Annotated in this window: 12 protein-coding genes; 1 reads left to right on the top strand and 11 read right to left on the bottom strand. The window is 60.5% G+C overall.

The annotated features are described in order from the left end of the window. Nucleotides 1–6: 6 nt before the first annotated feature. Nucleotides 7–1,788, bottom strand: a complete 1,782-nt coding sequence (locus DWU98_RS10655; RefSeq protein ID WP_147293294.1) for a ShlB/FhaC/HecB family hemolysin secretion/activation protein — start codon at nt 1,786–1,788, stop codon at nt 7–9. Nucleotides 1,789–2,215: 427 nt separating this feature from the next. Next, the gene (galE, locus tag DWU98_RS10650; RefSeq protein WP_115495622.1) at nt 2,216–3,187 is read right to left on the bottom strand and encodes a UDP-glucose 4-epimerase GalE; all 972 of its coding nucleotides are present in this window, start codon (nt 3,185–3,187) and stop codon (nt 2,216–2,218) included. A 137-nt stretch (nt 3,188–3,324) separates the two neighbouring features. Here galE and DWU98_RS10645 point away from each other — a divergent pair, with 137 nt between their 5' ends. After that, nucleotides 3,325–4,338 carry a cellulase family glycosylhydrolase gene (locus DWU98_RS10645; RefSeq protein WP_115495537.1) on the top strand — a complete coding sequence of 338 codons (1,014 nt, stop codon included), beginning with the start codon at nt 3,325–3,327 and terminating at the stop codon, nt 4,336–4,338. On the opposite strand, the gene DWU98_RS10640 is transcribed toward DWU98_RS10645, so the two are convergent. The 9 genes from DWU98_RS10640 to glnA all read right to left on the bottom strand — a co-directional run bounded on the left by DWU98_RS10640 (nt 4,227) and on the right by glnA (nt 16,042). After that, nucleotides 4,227–5,372, bottom strand: a complete 1,146-nt coding sequence (locus tag DWU98_RS10640; RefSeq protein WP_230474796.1) for a hypothetical protein — start codon at nt 5,370–5,372, stop codon at nt 4,227–4,229. The genes DWU98_RS10645 and DWU98_RS10640 overlap by 112 nt on opposite strands. Beyond that, nucleotides 5,362–6,642, bottom strand: coding sequence for a lipopolysaccharide biosynthesis protein (locus tag DWU98_RS10635; RefSeq protein WP_115495536.1), 1,281 nt, complete (start codon nt 6,640–6,642; stop codon nt 5,362–5,364). The genes DWU98_RS10640 and DWU98_RS10635 overlap by 11 nt, the downstream gene beginning before the upstream one ends. Beyond that, the gene (locus DWU98_RS10630) at nt 6,639–7,802 is read right to left on the bottom strand and encodes a polysaccharide pyruvyl transferase family protein (RefSeq protein WP_115495535.1); all 1,164 of its coding nucleotides are present in this window, start codon (nt 7,800–7,802) and stop codon (nt 6,639–6,641) included. Before DWU98_RS10630 ends, DWU98_RS10635 begins: the two co-directional genes overlap by 4 nt. After that, the gene (locus tag DWU98_RS10625) at nt 7,799–8,968 is read right to left on the bottom strand and encodes a glycosyltransferase (RefSeq protein WP_230474795.1); all 1,170 of its coding nucleotides are present in this window, start codon (nt 8,966–8,968) and stop codon (nt 7,799–7,801) included. The genes DWU98_RS10630 and DWU98_RS10625 overlap by 4 nt, the downstream gene beginning before the upstream one ends. A 4-nt stretch (nt 8,969–8,972) precedes the next feature. Further along, the gene (locus tag DWU98_RS10620) at nt 8,973–11,204 is read right to left on the bottom strand and encodes a polysaccharide biosynthesis tyrosine autokinase (RefSeq protein ID WP_115495533.1); all 2,232 of its coding nucleotides are present in this window, start codon (nt 11,202–11,204) and stop codon (nt 8,973–8,975) included. Then, nucleotides 11,201–11,653, bottom strand: coding sequence for an arsenate reductase/protein-tyrosine-phosphatase family protein (locus DWU98_RS10615; RefSeq protein WP_115495532.1), 453 nt, complete (start codon nt 11,651–11,653; stop codon nt 11,201–11,203). The genes DWU98_RS10620 and DWU98_RS10615 overlap by 4 nt, the downstream gene beginning before the upstream one ends. After that, the gene (locus tag DWU98_RS10610) at nt 11,650–12,753 is read right to left on the bottom strand and encodes a polysaccharide biosynthesis/export family protein (RefSeq protein WP_115495531.1); all 1,104 of its coding nucleotides are present in this window, start codon (nt 12,751–12,753) and stop codon (nt 11,650–11,652) included. Before DWU98_RS10610 ends, DWU98_RS10615 begins: the two co-directional genes overlap by 4 nt. A 15-nt stretch (nt 12,754–12,768) precedes the next feature. Next, on the bottom strand, nt 12,769–14,145 hold the full coding sequence (locus tag DWU98_RS10605; protein ID WP_115495530.1) for an undecaprenyl-phosphate glucose phosphotransferase: 1,377 nt from the start codon (nt 14,143–14,145) through the stop codon (nt 12,769–12,771). A 487-nt stretch (nt 14,146–14,632) separates the two neighbouring features. Beyond that, complete coding sequence (glnA, locus tag DWU98_RS10600) at nt 14,633–16,042, bottom strand: type I glutamate--ammonia ligase (protein ID WP_115495529.1); 1,410 nt, start codon at nt 16,040–16,042, stop codon at nt 14,633–14,635. Between the last annotated feature and the right edge of the window lie 184 nt (nt 16,043–16,226).

Here is a 16,226-nt window from a genome sequence, read left to right as displayed (position 1 = left end):
ACATGCTCAAAATGCCAGCTTCGCGTTTACCCAGGTTTGGGCACGGCGACGCTGATACTGGTTTTCAGGCACGGCTCCTATTTGCCGGGCGTACACCACGCTTACCGAGAACTTGCTGCCATAGTGGTAGTCCAGCCCCACGCCGGCCGCTTGCACAGTCATCAGGTTGTCCGGAATCGTGCAGCCGCATCCGCCCGCAGCGATATTCGAACGGCTGATCTGACCGTTGCCACGGTCATAGAACACGCTCATTGACAAGCCCGGTATCGGTTCCAACGCCTGAGTCAACGTGGTCGACATCAGCGCGCCCTGGTCGACGGTCGACAAGCCGCTGTCATAGCCGCGCACACCTTGAGCTCCACCCAAACTCATCTGCTCAGAAGGATCGAGGTGATGCCGGGGCAGCGAAAATTGCGCATTACCCTTGAGCGAGAAGGTCAAACCGGGGCGGATCAGCTGAAGGTATTCCCCGCCCACGCTGAGCTTGGCGAAGCGCCTGGAGATCAACGACCGCGACAGGTCGCCGGCGGCATCATCATTGATGCCCACATCGAGCACTTGGACTTGGCCAGCCTTCAGCTCAGCATCGAATCGGACAACGTTCGGCCGTGCCGCCAGCTGTCCCGCTTTGAAACCGGAAACACTGGCGCCTCCCGTCCACAAGCGGCGGCGTGACATCACACCAAAAAAGGAATCCTTCAGGTTCTTGTGCTCAAGGCTGGCACCCATCGTCACATTAGCGTCGTCGCGCGCAAGCAGCGGATGACTGACGTAGGTGCGTATACCGTCGGCACTACCGTGTCCGTCGAATAGTTCGCGTAAGTCGCCGGGGCCGCCTTGTGTGTAGTCGACACGGTTGTACTGAACGCCGCCACGCGTGCCTCGATAACCAACCGGTGCGTCGTAGGACAATGCGGCAAACGAGGTATGACCACCTTGTCCCACCGCGTTTTGTGCACCAGGCGGTGCATAGAACAGCGTGCTTTGCAGGCGGTCGCCGATGCCTAGGGGACTGTTCAGTGCCACTTGTGCACCCACCATATTGGCGCCCGAGCTTGGCGCACCCGAGTTATTGGCCAGCAAAACACCCTCAATGGGCGACGCAGGCGTGATGTTCGCGGTGACATTGGTCGTCCCAGGCTCATCGCCAGGCGCGAGGGAAACGGCCGCCTGCCCAATACCCGGCAAGGCCGACAACCTGCGGTTCATTTGCGCAAGCGCATCGAGATTGCGTCGTTCGCCAACATCATTGCTGGGCAGGTAGTGGCTGACGACCGAATTGGATACCCGCGACCGGTTGTTGAGCTCGAGCCTGCCGATGCGCCCGCGTTCGATCTCGAAATGGACGATACCGTCGCTGATGTCTTGTTGTGGCAAGCGGGCATAAGTCAGTGCATCCATCTCGCGCGACAACATCGCGTTCAACAGGTTGCGCACACGCACCACGTCCGCAGAACCAAGCTGCCGCCCTTCGAAGGCCGTAAAGATCTGCTGTGCCTTCGCGGCTGCCGGCCCGGGCAGCGGCTCGCTCAACACAAAGTGCTTGACCATGACGCGCAGCGTCCTGCCTTGCTCGGCCCGCTGGGCCATCGTGGGCTTATGCTCGCCACGGGCACCCACGGGCGCATTCGCATCGGGCGCAAGCACTCCCTGATAGTGCTGGAGCAAGACGCCCGAAGAAACGCCAGGCACCACCAATTGGCCAGGAACGGCAGATTCACCGGCATGACCGGCGCGTATCAAGGTAAGCAACGAAACACTTGCCCACCCGATTTTTAGGGGCTTCATGCGAAAGGAAGACTTCATAACAACAACATGCTTAATTACGAAAATCCATTCATTCTTATTGGATGAATTCGAAAAAGGACTTTCACGCGGGCGCTTTGCAACGCACATTGAAAAACAATCAGCCGTGTCTTAATCGAGCAAGGTATGGACCAGCGAGTCATAAAAGCGCACGCCAGGGTAGGGACGAATCGATACAGAGGAAATCAGACGGGTCGCAATTCTGGTGGCCGCGTATTGGCCATACACAGCATCACCATCGCCGACGCCGTCAATGTCAAATGAACGGAACCGTCGTGCACGAAGCTGCGTTCGACCATGCGTTGCGACGCAGGTGTGTTGTCGTCATCGTTTCCACGCGCTTATCGCACAGCGCTCGATGTTCGAATAAACACTAAAATTCCACGCACACGCGTCACCCATGCAAACTTCAATATTTCGCCGCACGATGCCAGCGCCAGGCCGTCTCCACGATGTCGCCAATGTCCGTTACGGCTGGAACCCAGTCTAGGAACTCACGGGCTTTGTTGCTCGATGCGATCAGCACAGCAGGATCGCCGGCCCGGCGCGGCGCGTATTCATAGGGAATATTCACGCCGGTGACGGCACGTGCTGCGTCGATGACTTCGCGCACCGTAAAGCCTTTGCCGTTGCCGAGATTGAATACATGGGCGCCTTCATGGTCATGCAGAAACTCGACGGCCTTCAGGTGCGCGCGAGCAAGATCGTTGACATGGATGTAGTCGCGCACGCAGGTGCCATCACGCGTGTCGTAATCGTTGCCGAAAATTTTCAACCTGCCGCCTTGCCCCAATCCCGCGCGCAGGATGTTGGGAATCAAGTGCGTTTCCGGCTGATGGGATTCGCCAATGTCGCCCGAAGGGTCCGCGCCTGCGGCATTGAAATAGCGCAGCGCCACCGAGCGTAGCCCATAAGCGCGGGAAGCGTCGGCGAGAACCCCCTCGACCATCAACTTGCTGGCGCCATACGGGTTGATGGGGACGGTTGGATGGTGCTCGTCCAACAGCGGTGACGACGGATGGCCAAATACGGCCGCCGTGGAGGAAAACACCATTTTTGCGACACCCGCCTCGCGCATGGCCTGCAGCAGGCTCAATGTGCCGGCAACATTATTTTCGTAATAGGCGTAAGGATCGGCCACGGAATGCGGAACGATCGAGTGCGCGCAAAAGTGAATGACCGCATCGTAGCGCTGCAGGTACAGCCTCCGCAGGGCCTGCCGGTCGCGTAGATCACCTACTACCAGCCGAGCCTTTCCCACCGCCAGGGCGTGACCTGTGGACAGGTTGTCGAAGACCACCACGTGATGCCCATGCGCGAGCAAATAACGCACCATGTGCGAGCCGATATAGCCCGCACCGCCACAAACCAGAATCTTCACCTGCGCTCCTTCGCTATCGGCATCCGTCTTACACCGGCCGTGTGCCTGCGTTGCGGCGTACACTCACCGCTCTTCGTCTTGCATCGATCCGTATCTGCGATGACGTGAAGCCACCTCTTGAAAAGGTTGATCACCACATGCGTCATCACATTGTTCACTCGTTGGCGATCGCGCTGTGGCTGCTGTGCGCACCTGTGTATGGTGCCGATCGCGCTTACTGGCTGGCGTCGCAGGAAGGCGCGACGCCGCTGGTCGGTGTACAGGTGAAGCTGCAGTCGTTCAACGCGAACGATGCGCGGAAGATCCATAACGCAGGGTTTGCATTCGTGCGCATGGGTGTGTGGACCGACCGCATGGGCCGCGCCGATTACCGCCGCGCGCTTGACCAGGCGATCACTGCTGCGCATGCGGCGGGATTGCCGGTGCTGCTGACCGTGCGTTCGCTTGGATCGCTTGCGCCCCGCGCCGTGTCTCGCGCCGCGCGTGCGGCTACGCTTGCCCAGGCGGGCGATGACATGGCCGGTTTGGTCGCACAGCTTGATCGCCAGTACGGATCGCAGCTGCTGGCCATCGAATTGTGGAACGAACCGGACCAGTCCAAATACTGGCCCACGGGCGACGTCGAGGAAACGTTCGCCCCCTTCATGCATGCGGCGTGCGAACGCTTGGCCGTGCGAAAACCCTCCGTGCCGGTGCTGGGCTTTGCCTTCGCGCGGGTGCCGCTGGGCGGATCGGCCGCCGGACGTCTGCTGCAGCCACTTGCCGGGCAACTTCCCCGTTGCCTTGACGCCATTTCGTATCACGCCTACGGCATGACGGCCGATCAGATTCGCGCAGCGTCGCAGGCCCTGCGCAAGCGCTACGGTCTGCCGATTGCGATTACCGAAGACGGCGCGACATCGGCTGGCTTGAACGGTGCCGACAGACAGGCCAAACGCGTGGCGATGTTGATGCAAAGCGTTGACGCACAATCGGCTTCGCTGATCTCCATTTACGAGTGGGCCGATACACCCGATGCCTCCGATACCGCCCAGCGCCATTACGGTCTCCTGCGCGCGGACCGTACGGCCAAACCCGCTTTCGACGTCATCGAACGTGCGCTGCGTGATGCACGTGCGTCTCGCTCGTCCACCGCAGCCCCCGGTGGGTGAGTGCGCACGACACGTTGCGCCCATAGGGCGGCAGCGAACAGGGACAAGCTGGATAGATGTCGCGTATAGCTGCCTAAGTCCGGCTCAAATAGCATCGATATCGCCACCTGTCCGAGTACGATGCAGGCAAGAACTTCTCGGCCGGGCAGCGCCGACATAGGTATCGACGCGCGCGGTAGAGGTGCCCACGCAGGGGCCAGCATGAGCGCAATAAAACACTGCATCGCTATCCCTTTTGTATCCGGCGAGAACAGCACCGGCAGGTTGAGCCGGGGTACCGAATACAGGTAGTTGCCAACGAAGTGCAGCAATGAGTCCGGCGCAAACGGATTATGGAAACTGGTACGCGCACCGAACGGCGACCCGTACATCAAATAGTCGACGGCGGCGTCACGCGGATGCTGTAGCGCGTAGTAGACCGTATCGGGTAAGAGGGCGAGCGCGACCATCAGCAACAGGGATGCGATGATCCGCCGCGGCAGCGTTGCGCGACGGAACCACCATGCACAGCAAGCACTGATCGCGATCAGTATGAAGTAGCTGCGAATCATCGCGGCGTACCCCAGGTAGAGCGCGACCGCTACGACGAACGTACGCACCGTTCCGTAACGGCGCGCCACCAGCCATAGCACCAGCGTCATCAGAACGACGAGGGTATCCTTGCTGGCTACGAACAGATTGAAGAACAGGCACGGCACTATCAACGCCAGGTTGGCGAACAACGCACCGGCATGACGGGTCTGGCGCAGTGTGGCCCAAATGAACAGCACGCCCAGCGTCGCCACGAATGCATTCGTGCCCGTGGTGCCGAGCGCAGCGTAGAAACGCCCGGCAACATCGAACGACGTGCCGCTATAGGCGCTGCCACCGCCGATCTGCGTCTGGATCTTGTCGGCATCACGGAAGATGAAATCGGGAAGCAGCGCGCGCGCGTTTGCATAGATGGCCAAATACAGCAGAGCCATCATCGCCGCGATCGCATCGCACAGGCCGCGGCTGAGCAGCGGTCCACTCACCATCAACTTACGCAGCATCGGCGGCTCCCCGTGGCAGGCGCAAGGCCGGCGAGGCTCGTGATGCGATGATCCATACCATGGTGACGGCCACCGCGACACTTGCGACGAGGTGAGCGCATGCCGCACCCAATCCGTCCAAGCTGCGGACCAGCATGATCGACACGGGCAGGCAGATCAGTGCCAGCAGTGCCATCGAGATCGCCACCGGCCGTCCTTTGCGCTGCGCCACCGCGGCCGCCCACAGCACGTCGGTGAGTGCACGCAACACAAACGACAGCCCTAGCAGTGAGAGTTCGTTTGTCTGCCATGCACCGCCGCCTCCGTGCGCAAGCTGGAAGATCGGTACACGCAGCGCAAAAAGGCCGATGGCCGCTGCGCCGCTGAGCAGCAGCGAGGCCGCTGCGGCATGCAGCAGTTCGCGTCGGAATGCATCGTCGCTTCCGGCTGCAGCGCGCACCAGGCGCGGCCCGGCAGCGAAGACGACCGTTGCTGCCGCGACCGTCTGAATGGCATTGGCGATCGACCAGACGAACACGTAACGGCCAAGTTCGTTCGCCGTGAGGACACCCGCCGCAACAAAGCGCTCCAGATATTGCAGTATCGAAAGGAGCAGCAATGCGACAAAGAACGGCACGCCATCTACCCACACCTTGGCCAGTCCGGCAGGCGCGATCACTCTGGCACGCGAGGGGGGAAGGCCGCGCGCAACACGATTCATGAGCGTCCATCCGGCCACAACAACCCCCACATTGGTGACGAGCCAGATGGCGAACAACGCTTCGATGGATCCGATGGCATGCAACATGAGTGCGGCGATCGCCACGCCTGCCCACGCACCGGTACGGACAAACAAAAGCCACGTGGCAGCGTGCGTCCGATGCAGCGCGTAGACGTAGCTGTTGACCTCCAGTGCCGCATGCTCAGCGCAAGCGACCAGTGCAATCAGCCACAGTGGCGTGGTAGGTAATGCGGAGACGCGCCATGGCCCCGATACCAGCCCCGAGGCAGCCATCAGCAGGCACAGCAACGCGTAAACAGTGCCATACAGCGCAAACAGCCGCTTTGCGGTGCGGATCGCGTCGGCGGGTGTGTCATCGGACAATTGGCGATTGAGTTCGGTACTGAAACCGAGGCCAAGCACCTTGGAGGCCACCACCGATGCCGCCACCGCGAATCCATAAGCGGCCACGGCATCGAAGCCGAGCGTGCGAGCAATGATCATCGTCAGCGCGAATTTCAACGCGAGTGCACCCACGCGAAGGGCGAGCCTCAGCCCTATCGCATTCATCGTCGCACCGGTGCATCGACTGCGGCACGCAAAGCCGACACCATCTGCGCGCGCTGGTCTCCCAGGTGTGAGAGGCGCTCATCGGCGGCGTTCCAAAACCGTCTGAACGCGCCCGGCATCATCAACGTGTCGGCGACCTTGTCGGCATCGAAGTCCGCCGCATTGGCCACCCAGTCGCTGACGCCGAGGTCTGCATAAGCGCCGAATCCTTTGCGCTCATAGCTCAGATGATAGGCAGGCACACCCTGCAGGATCGACTCGAGCGCGCCATGCAAACGCACGGATACCACGGCATCGGGCGTGTCGTTGGCGAGCACGGATTTCAAGCTCTGCGATGCCTCGATACCGAGCGTTCGGTAATAAGCCCCATCGTCATTGCCACGGCCGCTACTCTGCAGCGCAAACGTCAGCCGGCACACGCGGTGCAAGCGCTCGATAAGCGCAAGCGTCGATGCGTGATAGCGCAGGCGTTGCGTGCCGCTCCACGCCGGAGGCCTGCGCAGCACCAGCGCAATATGCTGGGGCACACTATGGATGACACGGTTACGCTCAGGGAGCATGCCCTCACGACGCGCACATTCCAGCACGGCCAGATCCGGTGCACGCCGCGTATTTCCATTGCCGGCCAGAAAGTCGGCAGAGCGCCCATCGCGCACAAAGACGGCATCGAACGACGCCAACCGTGCGCGTAGCTGTCGCGCCAGCAGCGGGCAATGCGCGGTCGGTCCGATGCTTTGCGGCAGATAGACCGTCGGCTTGCGTGCCGCGCGCGCGACGCGCATCTGCAGCAAGTGACCGGCTTCCAGCTTGAGGGCTTCGACTGCGGTGCGTGCACGCAAGTATCCGCCACCGACGCCCACGATCAGGTCCACGTGCCGCAGCAGATTGCGCATGGACTTCACTGCGGGGTTGAGCGACACCGGCCATACGGCGGCAGCCGCGGCAGCGATGCGTGGCATGCCCGCGGCGGCAAGCACCGGCGCCGGATGCACATCGGGGTGATTCGGAAACGACGCCGGATCGGCCGCGATGATCGAGACTCGCGTCGCCGGGCCGAACGCATCGCGCAACAGCTCGACAGACAGGTCCACGAGCAGGCCATCGCCCGAATTGCGCGAGCTATAGGCGTGCAATAACGCAACATGGATGGCCTGGCTCATGCTGCACGCTCAGCAAGCAGGTCAACGTAGATGGCGAGTGTGCGGTCAATCATTGTGTCGGCGGAGAAGTGATCGAAAGCGCTGGCACAGTGCGCACGCATGGTTTGGTACAGCGTCGGCTGCTCGACGAGCTGTGCGATGGCCTGGGTGAATGCCGCCGGATCATCGTGGTTGGCGACGGTCAGGCCGACACGGTGGCCCTCGACCAACTCGGACACGCCGGCAACTTGCGTCGCCACGATCGGTATGTGCGCTGCGAGCGCCTCGATGCAGACGTATGGAAAGCCTTCGTAACGACTTGGCAATGCAAATACGTCAAAGGCCGAGAAGTAGCGGCGAGCATTCTCGACGCGGCCGACGATATGCAGGTTTTCCGGCAGATTCTGCGCCTCTGCGCCTGCGGCCTGATCAAAGTTGCCTGAGCCCATCGCGACCACCTGTACGTTGTCGCCATAACGCCTGGATAGTTCACGCGCGATGCGCACCAATCGGTCGACGCCTTTTTGCGCATCGAAACGGCCGACGAAGCCCACGATGAATGCGTGCTCTGCGGCACCCAGTACGGCGCGCGCCGTTTGACGCGATAGCAGATTCGGTTTCGTGACGCCATTGACGACCGTGCGGACGCGTTTAGGCGCGATGCCAAGCTCGACAAGATGCTTTGCTTCGTCGCGGGATACCGCGATCACTGCGTCCGAACGTGCATTGCCGAGCACGCGCTCGACGCCGCCGTAAAAGCGGCGCTTCGCTCCGGACAGCGCCGGATTGAGCGTATACACCGCGTGTGGGGTATAGACCTGCTTCCATGGTCCGCGGCATAGCCGGGCAAGCGCGCCCGCTTTGGAGCTGTGGCTGTGCACCACGTGGGGCTGGAGTCGATACAGCAATCGGCGCAACGCCAGTACCGACGGCAGATCATGCGAGCCGACTGCGCGACGAAACGGTAGACGGTGAAACGAAGCACAATGGGCAAGTGCGTCCGACAGAATGCCGCTGTCGAAGCGTTCGCCCAGCGGTGCGATCAAGTGGATTTGCACATTTGCGCAAACACGTAATCCAGTGATCAGGTCCGCCAGGTGCATGGCAACGCCGCCGCCTGCGGCTTCTACGACGATCGCAACACGCAGTGGTGAAGGTGATACATGTGCTGGCGCAATACTGGACATGGCGTTATGCGGTTTCCACGGTGCCGTAACTGCCACCGCCATACTGGCCATAGCGCCCACCTTGCAGACTGGACCGCACGCCATTGAGCACCAGGCCATCACACTCGACGCCGACACGCGCCAGCCGCGAGGTCGCCTCGATCAATTCACCTTCGCTGGTAACCCCATAACGCGCGACGACATAGATCGAGCCCGCCTGCTGCACGAGCCACAGGGTATCGGCCACCGGTAGCAGCGGCGCGGTATCGATTAGCACGATGTCGTAACCGGCCGCCGCATCGTGCAGACATTTTTTCAAGCCAGCGCTCTGCAGGAGCTCTGCGGAATCGGAAACTTTGACACCCGTGGTCAGTAGCGATAGTCCGGCCACGCTGGTTGATTGCACGGCCTCGGCCAAGCTTGCCTGCCCACGCAATACCGCGGTAAGGCCGTTGGCGTCTTCCACATTGAAGGTGCGATGCATGCTGCCTTTGCGCAGGTCGCCGTCAATCAACAGCACGCGCTTGCCCGCTTTCGCCAACAATACGGCCAGATTGGCGGCGACGAACGATTTGCCGACGTCCTGCGTTGCACTGGTGATCAGCACGATACCGTTACGTGCCTCCAGACCCCGCAATTGCAAGGCGATATTCAATCCACGCAAGCCTTCCACCGCGGGCTCATGCGGATGCGTAATCGTCATCGGCAAACGGTTCGTCTTGCCGCCAGGCAAGCGTCTCCAGCCGAGCCGATCGTTGCGGGCCTGACTTTTGCTGTGCGGAATGGTTGCGTGGACGGGCACATCGAGGCGCTGCTCGATGTCGTGCGGATCGGTGACCGAGCCGCGCCAGAGGCTACGCGCCAGCGCGATGCAAAGGCCCAGTAGGATGCCCAGCACCAGCGCGCCGCCGATGACGATGGCCGGCTTCGGCCAGATGGATTGCTCAGGCAGCTCGGCGTCATCGACGACACGCACGCTGGCGACGTTGCCTGCGCGCACGAGGCGTAGCTGCTGCATGCTATTGAGCATGGCGACGTATAAGTCACTATTGACTTTTACGTCACGCGCAAGCCGGACTACATCCTGCTCGGCATCAGGCAGCTGCCTGATGCGTGCGTCGACTCTATCAACCTGTTTTTGCAGGGTAGCGATCTGCAGGTCGAGGGAAATGACCTCCGGATGCTTGGGCGTGAGCTGTTGCAGCTTGGCCTGCCGTTCTTGTTGGAGCAGGCTGATTCGCGTTTGCAGAGCAATGACCTGGCCCATGCTGAGCTTGGCTTCCTCGCCCAGATCGATGGCTCCATGCCTGTTGCGATAAGCGAGCAGGGCATCTTCTGCGTTGCGCAGATTTTGTTTCATGTCCGGCAGTTGCTGCTCGAGAAATGCCAGCGACTGCTCGGCTTCTTGTGCTTTTTGCTCGCCGCCCTGGCTGACGTAGGCCGCACCGAGAGCTTTGACTAGAGCGGCCGCGCGTTGCGGGTGAGCACTTTGCAACGCCACGGAGATGACACCGGCATCTTTGGCTTTGTCGACGATGACCAGGCGCTGCTGCAGATCGGAAATCGTCTGCTGGCGCGAATAGCGATAAAGCTTGAAGCGCGTTCCGGGATTGGCGTGGATGGCGCTGACATTGAGCAACACGTTCCCTGCATCGGTCTGAATGTGCGCCAATGCACCGATCTGTCCGGTGTACGCCTTGGCCATGTCCGACGAGCTCACGCTGTAGCGACCGCCGCCAAGTGCAATCAAGGTGAACTTGTCGCCCTCGAAAACCCGAGGCGTATCAAACTGCACGATGTCGATCGATTCGTTACCCCACGCGTAACCGCCCAGGCCGAACAGACCGGGCCTCGAAAGCGTGGTTTGCCCGTCAGCGATCCACCGGCCGAGCAGCGGAAAACGTGCGGGCTCGGCCTGAATGTAGTAACGCGTCGTTTCTACCGCTGCGCCAATGACCCTGCGCGAACCCAAAATCTGCATTTCGGCCTCGTCGCTGGATTTCACACCCAGGAAGGCCGACAGGCTTCCCAGCAATTGCGTAGCGTTGCTATCGCTGTTGCTCTGGATCTGCACCAACAGGCGCGATTCATACACAGGTGTGCCGAGCCACGCATACAGCAGGCCCATGGCGAAGACCGCCCCGGCGGTCTTGGCGATCAATGTCCAGGATCGCCACAGCATGTCGAGCACGGCGACCAGGTCAATCGTGTCACGCGTGGTTTCGCGCGCTGCCGCGGTCAGGCTTTTCGTCATCATGAAACGTCTCTTGCGAATGCCCCGGCTAGTGCACGCAATCGGGGCTGCCACGCGTTGACGGCCGTAGCTATGCGGGTATAGCAGTCGACGAAAACGTCGTAGGACTGTTGATAAGGATCGGCGATGCCGTCTTCTGCGAGGACGTGCACTCTGCCGCGCAGGTGGGGATAGCGGGACAGCACCTCATGCTTGAGCCGGTTGTCCATGACCAGCACCATGTCATAGGTGGAAAGCATCGAACGGTTTAGCGGGCGCGAGCGGTGGCGGCTGATATCCACGCCGTGTGCGTGCATCACGTCCACCGCATGCGGTTCGGGTGGCATGCCCACTTTTGCCTGCAAACCCGCCGAAGCTATGTTGAGCTCCGGCATGCATTGGCGCAAAAGCCCTTCAGCCATCGGACTGCGACATAGGTTGCCAACGCAGAGGAAGAGGATGCCGCGGATCATTGGCCGCTCGCCGCGCGCTGCAGGTTGTAGGTCGAAAGCGTGCTCGATAGCAGCAGGCTCGTGATGCGGTTCCAGCGCATCAGGCCGGCTGTTTGCACATAAACGAGGTCGCGTGCCTGCAGTTGAAAGCGTCCGGCCAGGGCAAGCCCGGTTGGCGACGACGCATCCAGGCGATACACCTGCGGCGCGGCATGAATGTCTTGCACACGCACCACGTAGATGCCGCGCGGATTGCTGCCGATCTGGCTAACCGAACCCGATAGGGCCAGCGCGTCACCCAGGGTCAAAGCCCCATCATGCATCGGCACTGCATGCGCTTGACCCACTTCACCCGCGACGAAAACGGGATTGTCGGCCGATTCGGCGACGTGTACGCGATCGCCGTCGCGCAGATGAATACCTTCGGCGCCATGTCCCACGCGAACCAGCGCGTGAAGATCGACGGGATAAACATGTCCGCCGCGCGTAATGGTGATCTTGCTCGCATCGCTACTGGTCGCAATACCACCGGAACGGGCCAGCGCCAGGGCGAGCGTCATTGGTACATCGGTGATGTCCTGACTGCCGGCCAGACGCACCGCCCCATCCACATAGACGCGCTTGCTTCGAAAGCCGATTACGCGAACCGCGACTTGCGGCTCGCGAATGTATTGCACTAACCGTCGGGTAAGTTCTGCGCGCACCTGCTCGACCGTCTTGCCCGCGGCTTCTACACCACCCACATACGGATAATTCAAATAACCGGTCGCATCGACCACGAAGCCAAACGGCTGATCCGTTCCATCGCGCGCAGGCGGCGCGTCCGGTGGTACCAATTCGGGATGTTGCACCACGCCGATGGCCAGAATATCCGCGGGCCCAATTCGATATTCCCCGTTTGTGACCGAGAAGGTAGACAGCAGTGCTGCAATCTGCGGATCCTCTTTCGGCTCCTGCGCCGCGATCAACGCAGGCGTGATCAGCGTGATCGACGGTGCCTCATGCGTCGAGGGCGCATGCATGCCGGGCGCGATCGCGCAGCCGCCAAGCCATAGCGTTCCGGCCAGGGCCATCCACCGGCGTCCCGACTGCTTCAGACATGTAAGGGGTAGAACATTCATAAATGACTTCTGCTTTTAATGCGCGTTCTTGGCGACGAAGCCTTTGAAGATCGTCATCACGACGATCTTTACGTCCAACCAGAACGACCAATGTTGGATATAGAAAAGGTCCAGTGCGACGCGACGCGCCATCAGCTCCACCTTTGCGGTTTCGCCTCGTGCTCCGTTGATCTGCGCCCAGCCGGTGATCCCCGGCTTGATCCGGTAGCGGTACATGTAGCCGTCGATGAGCCGCATGTACAAGTCATCGTGCTCGACCGCATGCGGGCGTGGACCGACCACCGACATCTGTCCGAACAGCACGTTGATGAATTGCGGTAATTCATCCAGGCTGGTCTTGCGCAGAAGGCGGCCAATCGACGTGACACGATGGTCATTCTTGCTGGCTTGAGTCAGCTGGCCTGGCTTCTCCCGATGCACATACATCGACCGGAATTTGAGAATGGTGAACTCTCTTCCATCCACGCCTTTGCGTCGCTGCCGGAAGAATACCGGCCCGCGCGAACTCCCTTTGATCAGAATTGCGATCAGGGCGAGCATTGGCAGCAGCGCCAGCAGAACCATCAGGGCAAACAGTCGGTCGAACAGCGACTTGGACCACGCGTCTTTCTGGTCCGATGATGAAGTCACCAGATCGATAAAAGCGGTGCCTGCAAAGGTGGTCGCAGCGGGATTGAACAAGGGAATGTTTTGCGCGTCCGCGAACAGGCGGATATTGATGAAGTGATGCTGCAACGCCATCACATAACGGCTGATTTCCGTTTGCCGGGACATGGGAAGCGCCAGCCATAGCTCGTCGAAATCGTGATTCTTGGCCTTGGCGACCAGATTTTCGAAATCGCCCAGCACAGGAATATTCGCGTTCAACGGCGAGGTTGCATCCGCCGCGAGGGCAGCCACCACCGCATATTCATCAGGTTTGACCCGACCGGTCTGCAACCATGTGGAGAGATATGCCGCGTCGCCGGCAATCACGACGCGTTGCGGACGTGAACGGTCATGGCCGATGCGATCCATCCACTTGCCCAAGATCAAGCGCGAGACCACCGTCAGGATCGTCGTCGCCACCAGCCACAGGTCCAGCCATGCAAACACATGCGGATGATGCATCTTCATCGACACGGTCGCGCGACTGGCAATCACCCACGCGAGAATGGATAGCGGCACGATGCGGTGGGTGACGCCGTCCGACTTCTTGCGGCGCTTGCGCGCGTATACGCCGGTCATCGCAAACGCAGCCAGCAGCAACGGGCTGCCCGCGCCGACCAACATCGTTTCCCACTCCTGCCATGGCGCCGACGGACCACTTGCGCAGACGTAGGCAAACCATGCGCCTGCCATCATCCATAACAGGTCGAGCATCATCCATATCACTGCATACATGGTGATCATCTTTGTTCTCGAAGCACAGGTTCGCGAAAGGTGATTGCTCGGGTTTTCCGTGGATCGGGCGACGACTAAGCAGCCCGCCGATTTCTCGCGGAGGTTGGTTGAAGTCTCAGGATTTCGAGGCACGGCCCGATAACGCGCCTCAGTTCAACTGAATCGCGTTTAGGAATGCCTTGGGTGACGATCGCTCGATCTATACGCCAAGCAGCACGTATCCACACGGCCGCTCGCAAGATTTCGAGCGAATAAGGTTAGCAATCGGACGCCGGGTGGTACATAGGACCACTCTGAAAATCAGGTAGTTATCGATATTTCTGCAGGGAAGATGCGTGGCGAAGCTAAGCCTCGAATCCTTATGCATATAGTCCAATAACCCTGTCAGCTATAAGCGGGGACACAGGCAACGGCAGGCCGCGGCGTTCATGGCCATGGTCGAAAACGACAACGGGCGCCGAAGCGCCCGTTGTTTTTGCATCAACTGCAGTCGCGATCAGATCGCGTAGTACATCTGGAATTCCAGCGGATGCGTGCTGGCGCGATAGCGCGTCACTTCCTGCATCTTCAGTTCGATGTAAGCATCGATGAAGTCATCGGTGAACACGCCGCCGGCCTTGAGGAACTCACGGTCCTTATCCAGCGCTTCCAACGCCGCGTCGAGGCTGGAGCACACCTGCGGGATGTTCTTCTCTTCTTCCGGCGGCAGATCGTAGAGATCCTTGTCGGCCGGCGCACCCGGGTCAATCTTGTTCAAGATGCCGTCCAGGCCCGCCATCATCAGCGCAGTAAAGGTGAGGTAGCCGGACTGGATCGGGTCGGGGAAACGCAGTTCGATGCGACGACCCTTCGGGTTGGACACGAACGGAATGCGGCAGCTCGCCGAACGGTTGCGCGCGGAGTAGGCCAGCATCACCGGCGCTTCGAAGCCCGGCACCAGACGCTTGTAGCTGTTGGTGGTGGAGTTGGCGAACGCGTTGATGGCCTTGGCGTGCTTGAAGATGCCGCCGATGTACCACAGCGCGAGCTGTGAGAGGCCGCCGTAAAGATCGCCGGAGAACAGGTTCTTGCCGTCCTTGCTCAGCGACTGGTGCACATGCATGCCGCTGCCGTTGTCGCCGACGATCGGCTTGGGCATGAAGGTCACGGTCTTGCCGTTCTGATGCGCCACGTTCTTGATGACGTACTTGAGCGTCATCAGTTCATCGGCCTTCGTCACCAGCGTGTTGAACTTGACGCCGATTTCGCACTGACCGGCATTGGCCACTTCGTGGTGATGCACTTCGACCACCTGGCCGAGCGATTCGAGCACCTTGCACATGTCCGCTCGCAGATCGCCCAGCGAATCCACCGGGCTCACCGGAAAGTAACCACCCTTCACACCCGGACGATGGCCACTGTTGCCTTCGTCGTACTTGAAGCGCGAGCTCCACGCCGCTTCCTGCGATTCGATTTCATAGAACACGCGGCCCATGTCGTTCTGCCAGCGCACGGAATCGAAGATGAAGAATTCCGGCTCCGGACCGAAGTACGCTGTGTCAGCCAGGCCGGTGGACTTCAGATACGCCTCGGCGCGCTTGGCGATGGAGCGCGGATCACGGCCGTAGGCCTGCATGGTGCTCGGTTCGAGCACATCGCAGTGCAGGACGAGCTGGGTGTGGGCGCTGAACGGATCGAGGTAAGCCGTGTCCGCGTCGGGCAGCAGCACCATGTCCGATTCATTGATGCCCTTCCAGCCGGAGATCGAGGAGCCGTCGAACATCTTGCCGTCTTCGAAGGTCGACTCGTCGATGGCATGCGCCGGGAAGGTGACGTGGTGGTGCTTGCCGAGCATGTCGGCGAAACGCAGGTCGACGAACTCGACCTCTTTTTCCTTGATCAGGTCGAGCACTTTCTTGGCGGACATGTAAAACCTCGATGATGTGTAGAAGGGGTCGCGCGTGCTTCTTAGGCAAGCACCGTACCAACTGCAAAACAGTTTAAGCTTCAAATGATTACATAAAAACCCGCGCATTGCGCGGGCTCTTTTGCACGAAATTGGGGATGTATTTGCACCAATTTAGTGCGTATGAAATTGAGCTGCTGTCCGA

Source organism: Dyella monticola, from assembly GCF_003363155.1.
Taxonomy (GTDB): Bacteria; Pseudomonadota; Gammaproteobacteria; order Xanthomonadales; family Rhodanobacteraceae; genus Dyella_B; species Dyella_B monticola.
This window is presented reverse-complemented; position numbering and strand designations above follow the sequence as displayed.

Excerpts from the sequence above, each read along its gene's own strand:
- DWU98_RS10630 (WP_115495535.1), bottom strand. The coding sequence starts at position 7,802 with ATGAGCCAGGCCATCCATGTTGCGTTATTGCACGCCTATAGCTCGCGC.
- DWU98_RS10625 (WP_230474795.1), bottom strand. The coding sequence starts at position 8,968 with ATGTCCAGTATTGCGCCAGCACATGTATCACCTTCACCACTGCGTGTT.
- DWU98_RS10655 (WP_147293294.1), bottom strand. The coding sequence starts at position 1,788 with ATGAAGCCCCTAAAAATCGGGTGGGCAAGTGTTTCGTTGCTTACCTTG.
- DWU98_RS10635 (WP_115495536.1), bottom strand. The coding sequence starts at position 6,642 with ATGAATGCGATAGGGCTGAGGCTCGCCCTTCGCGTGGGTGCACTCGCG.
- DWU98_RS10610 (WP_115495531.1), bottom strand. The coding sequence starts at position 12,753 with ATGAATGTTCTACCCCTTACATGTCTGAAGCAGTCGGGACGCCGGTGG.
- DWU98_RS10645 (WP_115495537.1), top strand. The coding sequence starts at position 3,325 with ATGCGTCATCACATTGTTCACTCGTTGGCGATCGCGCTGTGGCTGCTG.
- DWU98_RS10615 (WP_115495532.1), bottom strand. The coding sequence starts at position 11,653 with ATGATCCGCGGCATCCTCTTCCTCTGCGTTGGCAACCTATGTCGCAGT.
- DWU98_RS10620 (WP_115495533.1), bottom strand. The coding sequence starts at position 11,204 with ATGATGACGAAAAGCCTGACCGCGGCAGCGCGCGAAACCACGCGTGAC.
- DWU98_RS10605 (WP_115495530.1), bottom strand. The coding sequence starts at position 14,145 with ATGATCACCATGTATGCAGTGATATGGATGATGCTCGACCTGTTATGG.
- glnA (WP_115495529.1), bottom strand. The coding sequence starts at position 16,042 with ATGTCCGCCAAGAAAGTGCTCGACCTGATCAAGGAAAAAGAGGTCGAG.
- DWU98_RS10640 (WP_230474796.1), bottom strand. The coding sequence starts at position 5,372 with ATGCTGCGTAAGTTGATGGTGAGTGGACCGCTGCTCAGCCGCGGCCTG.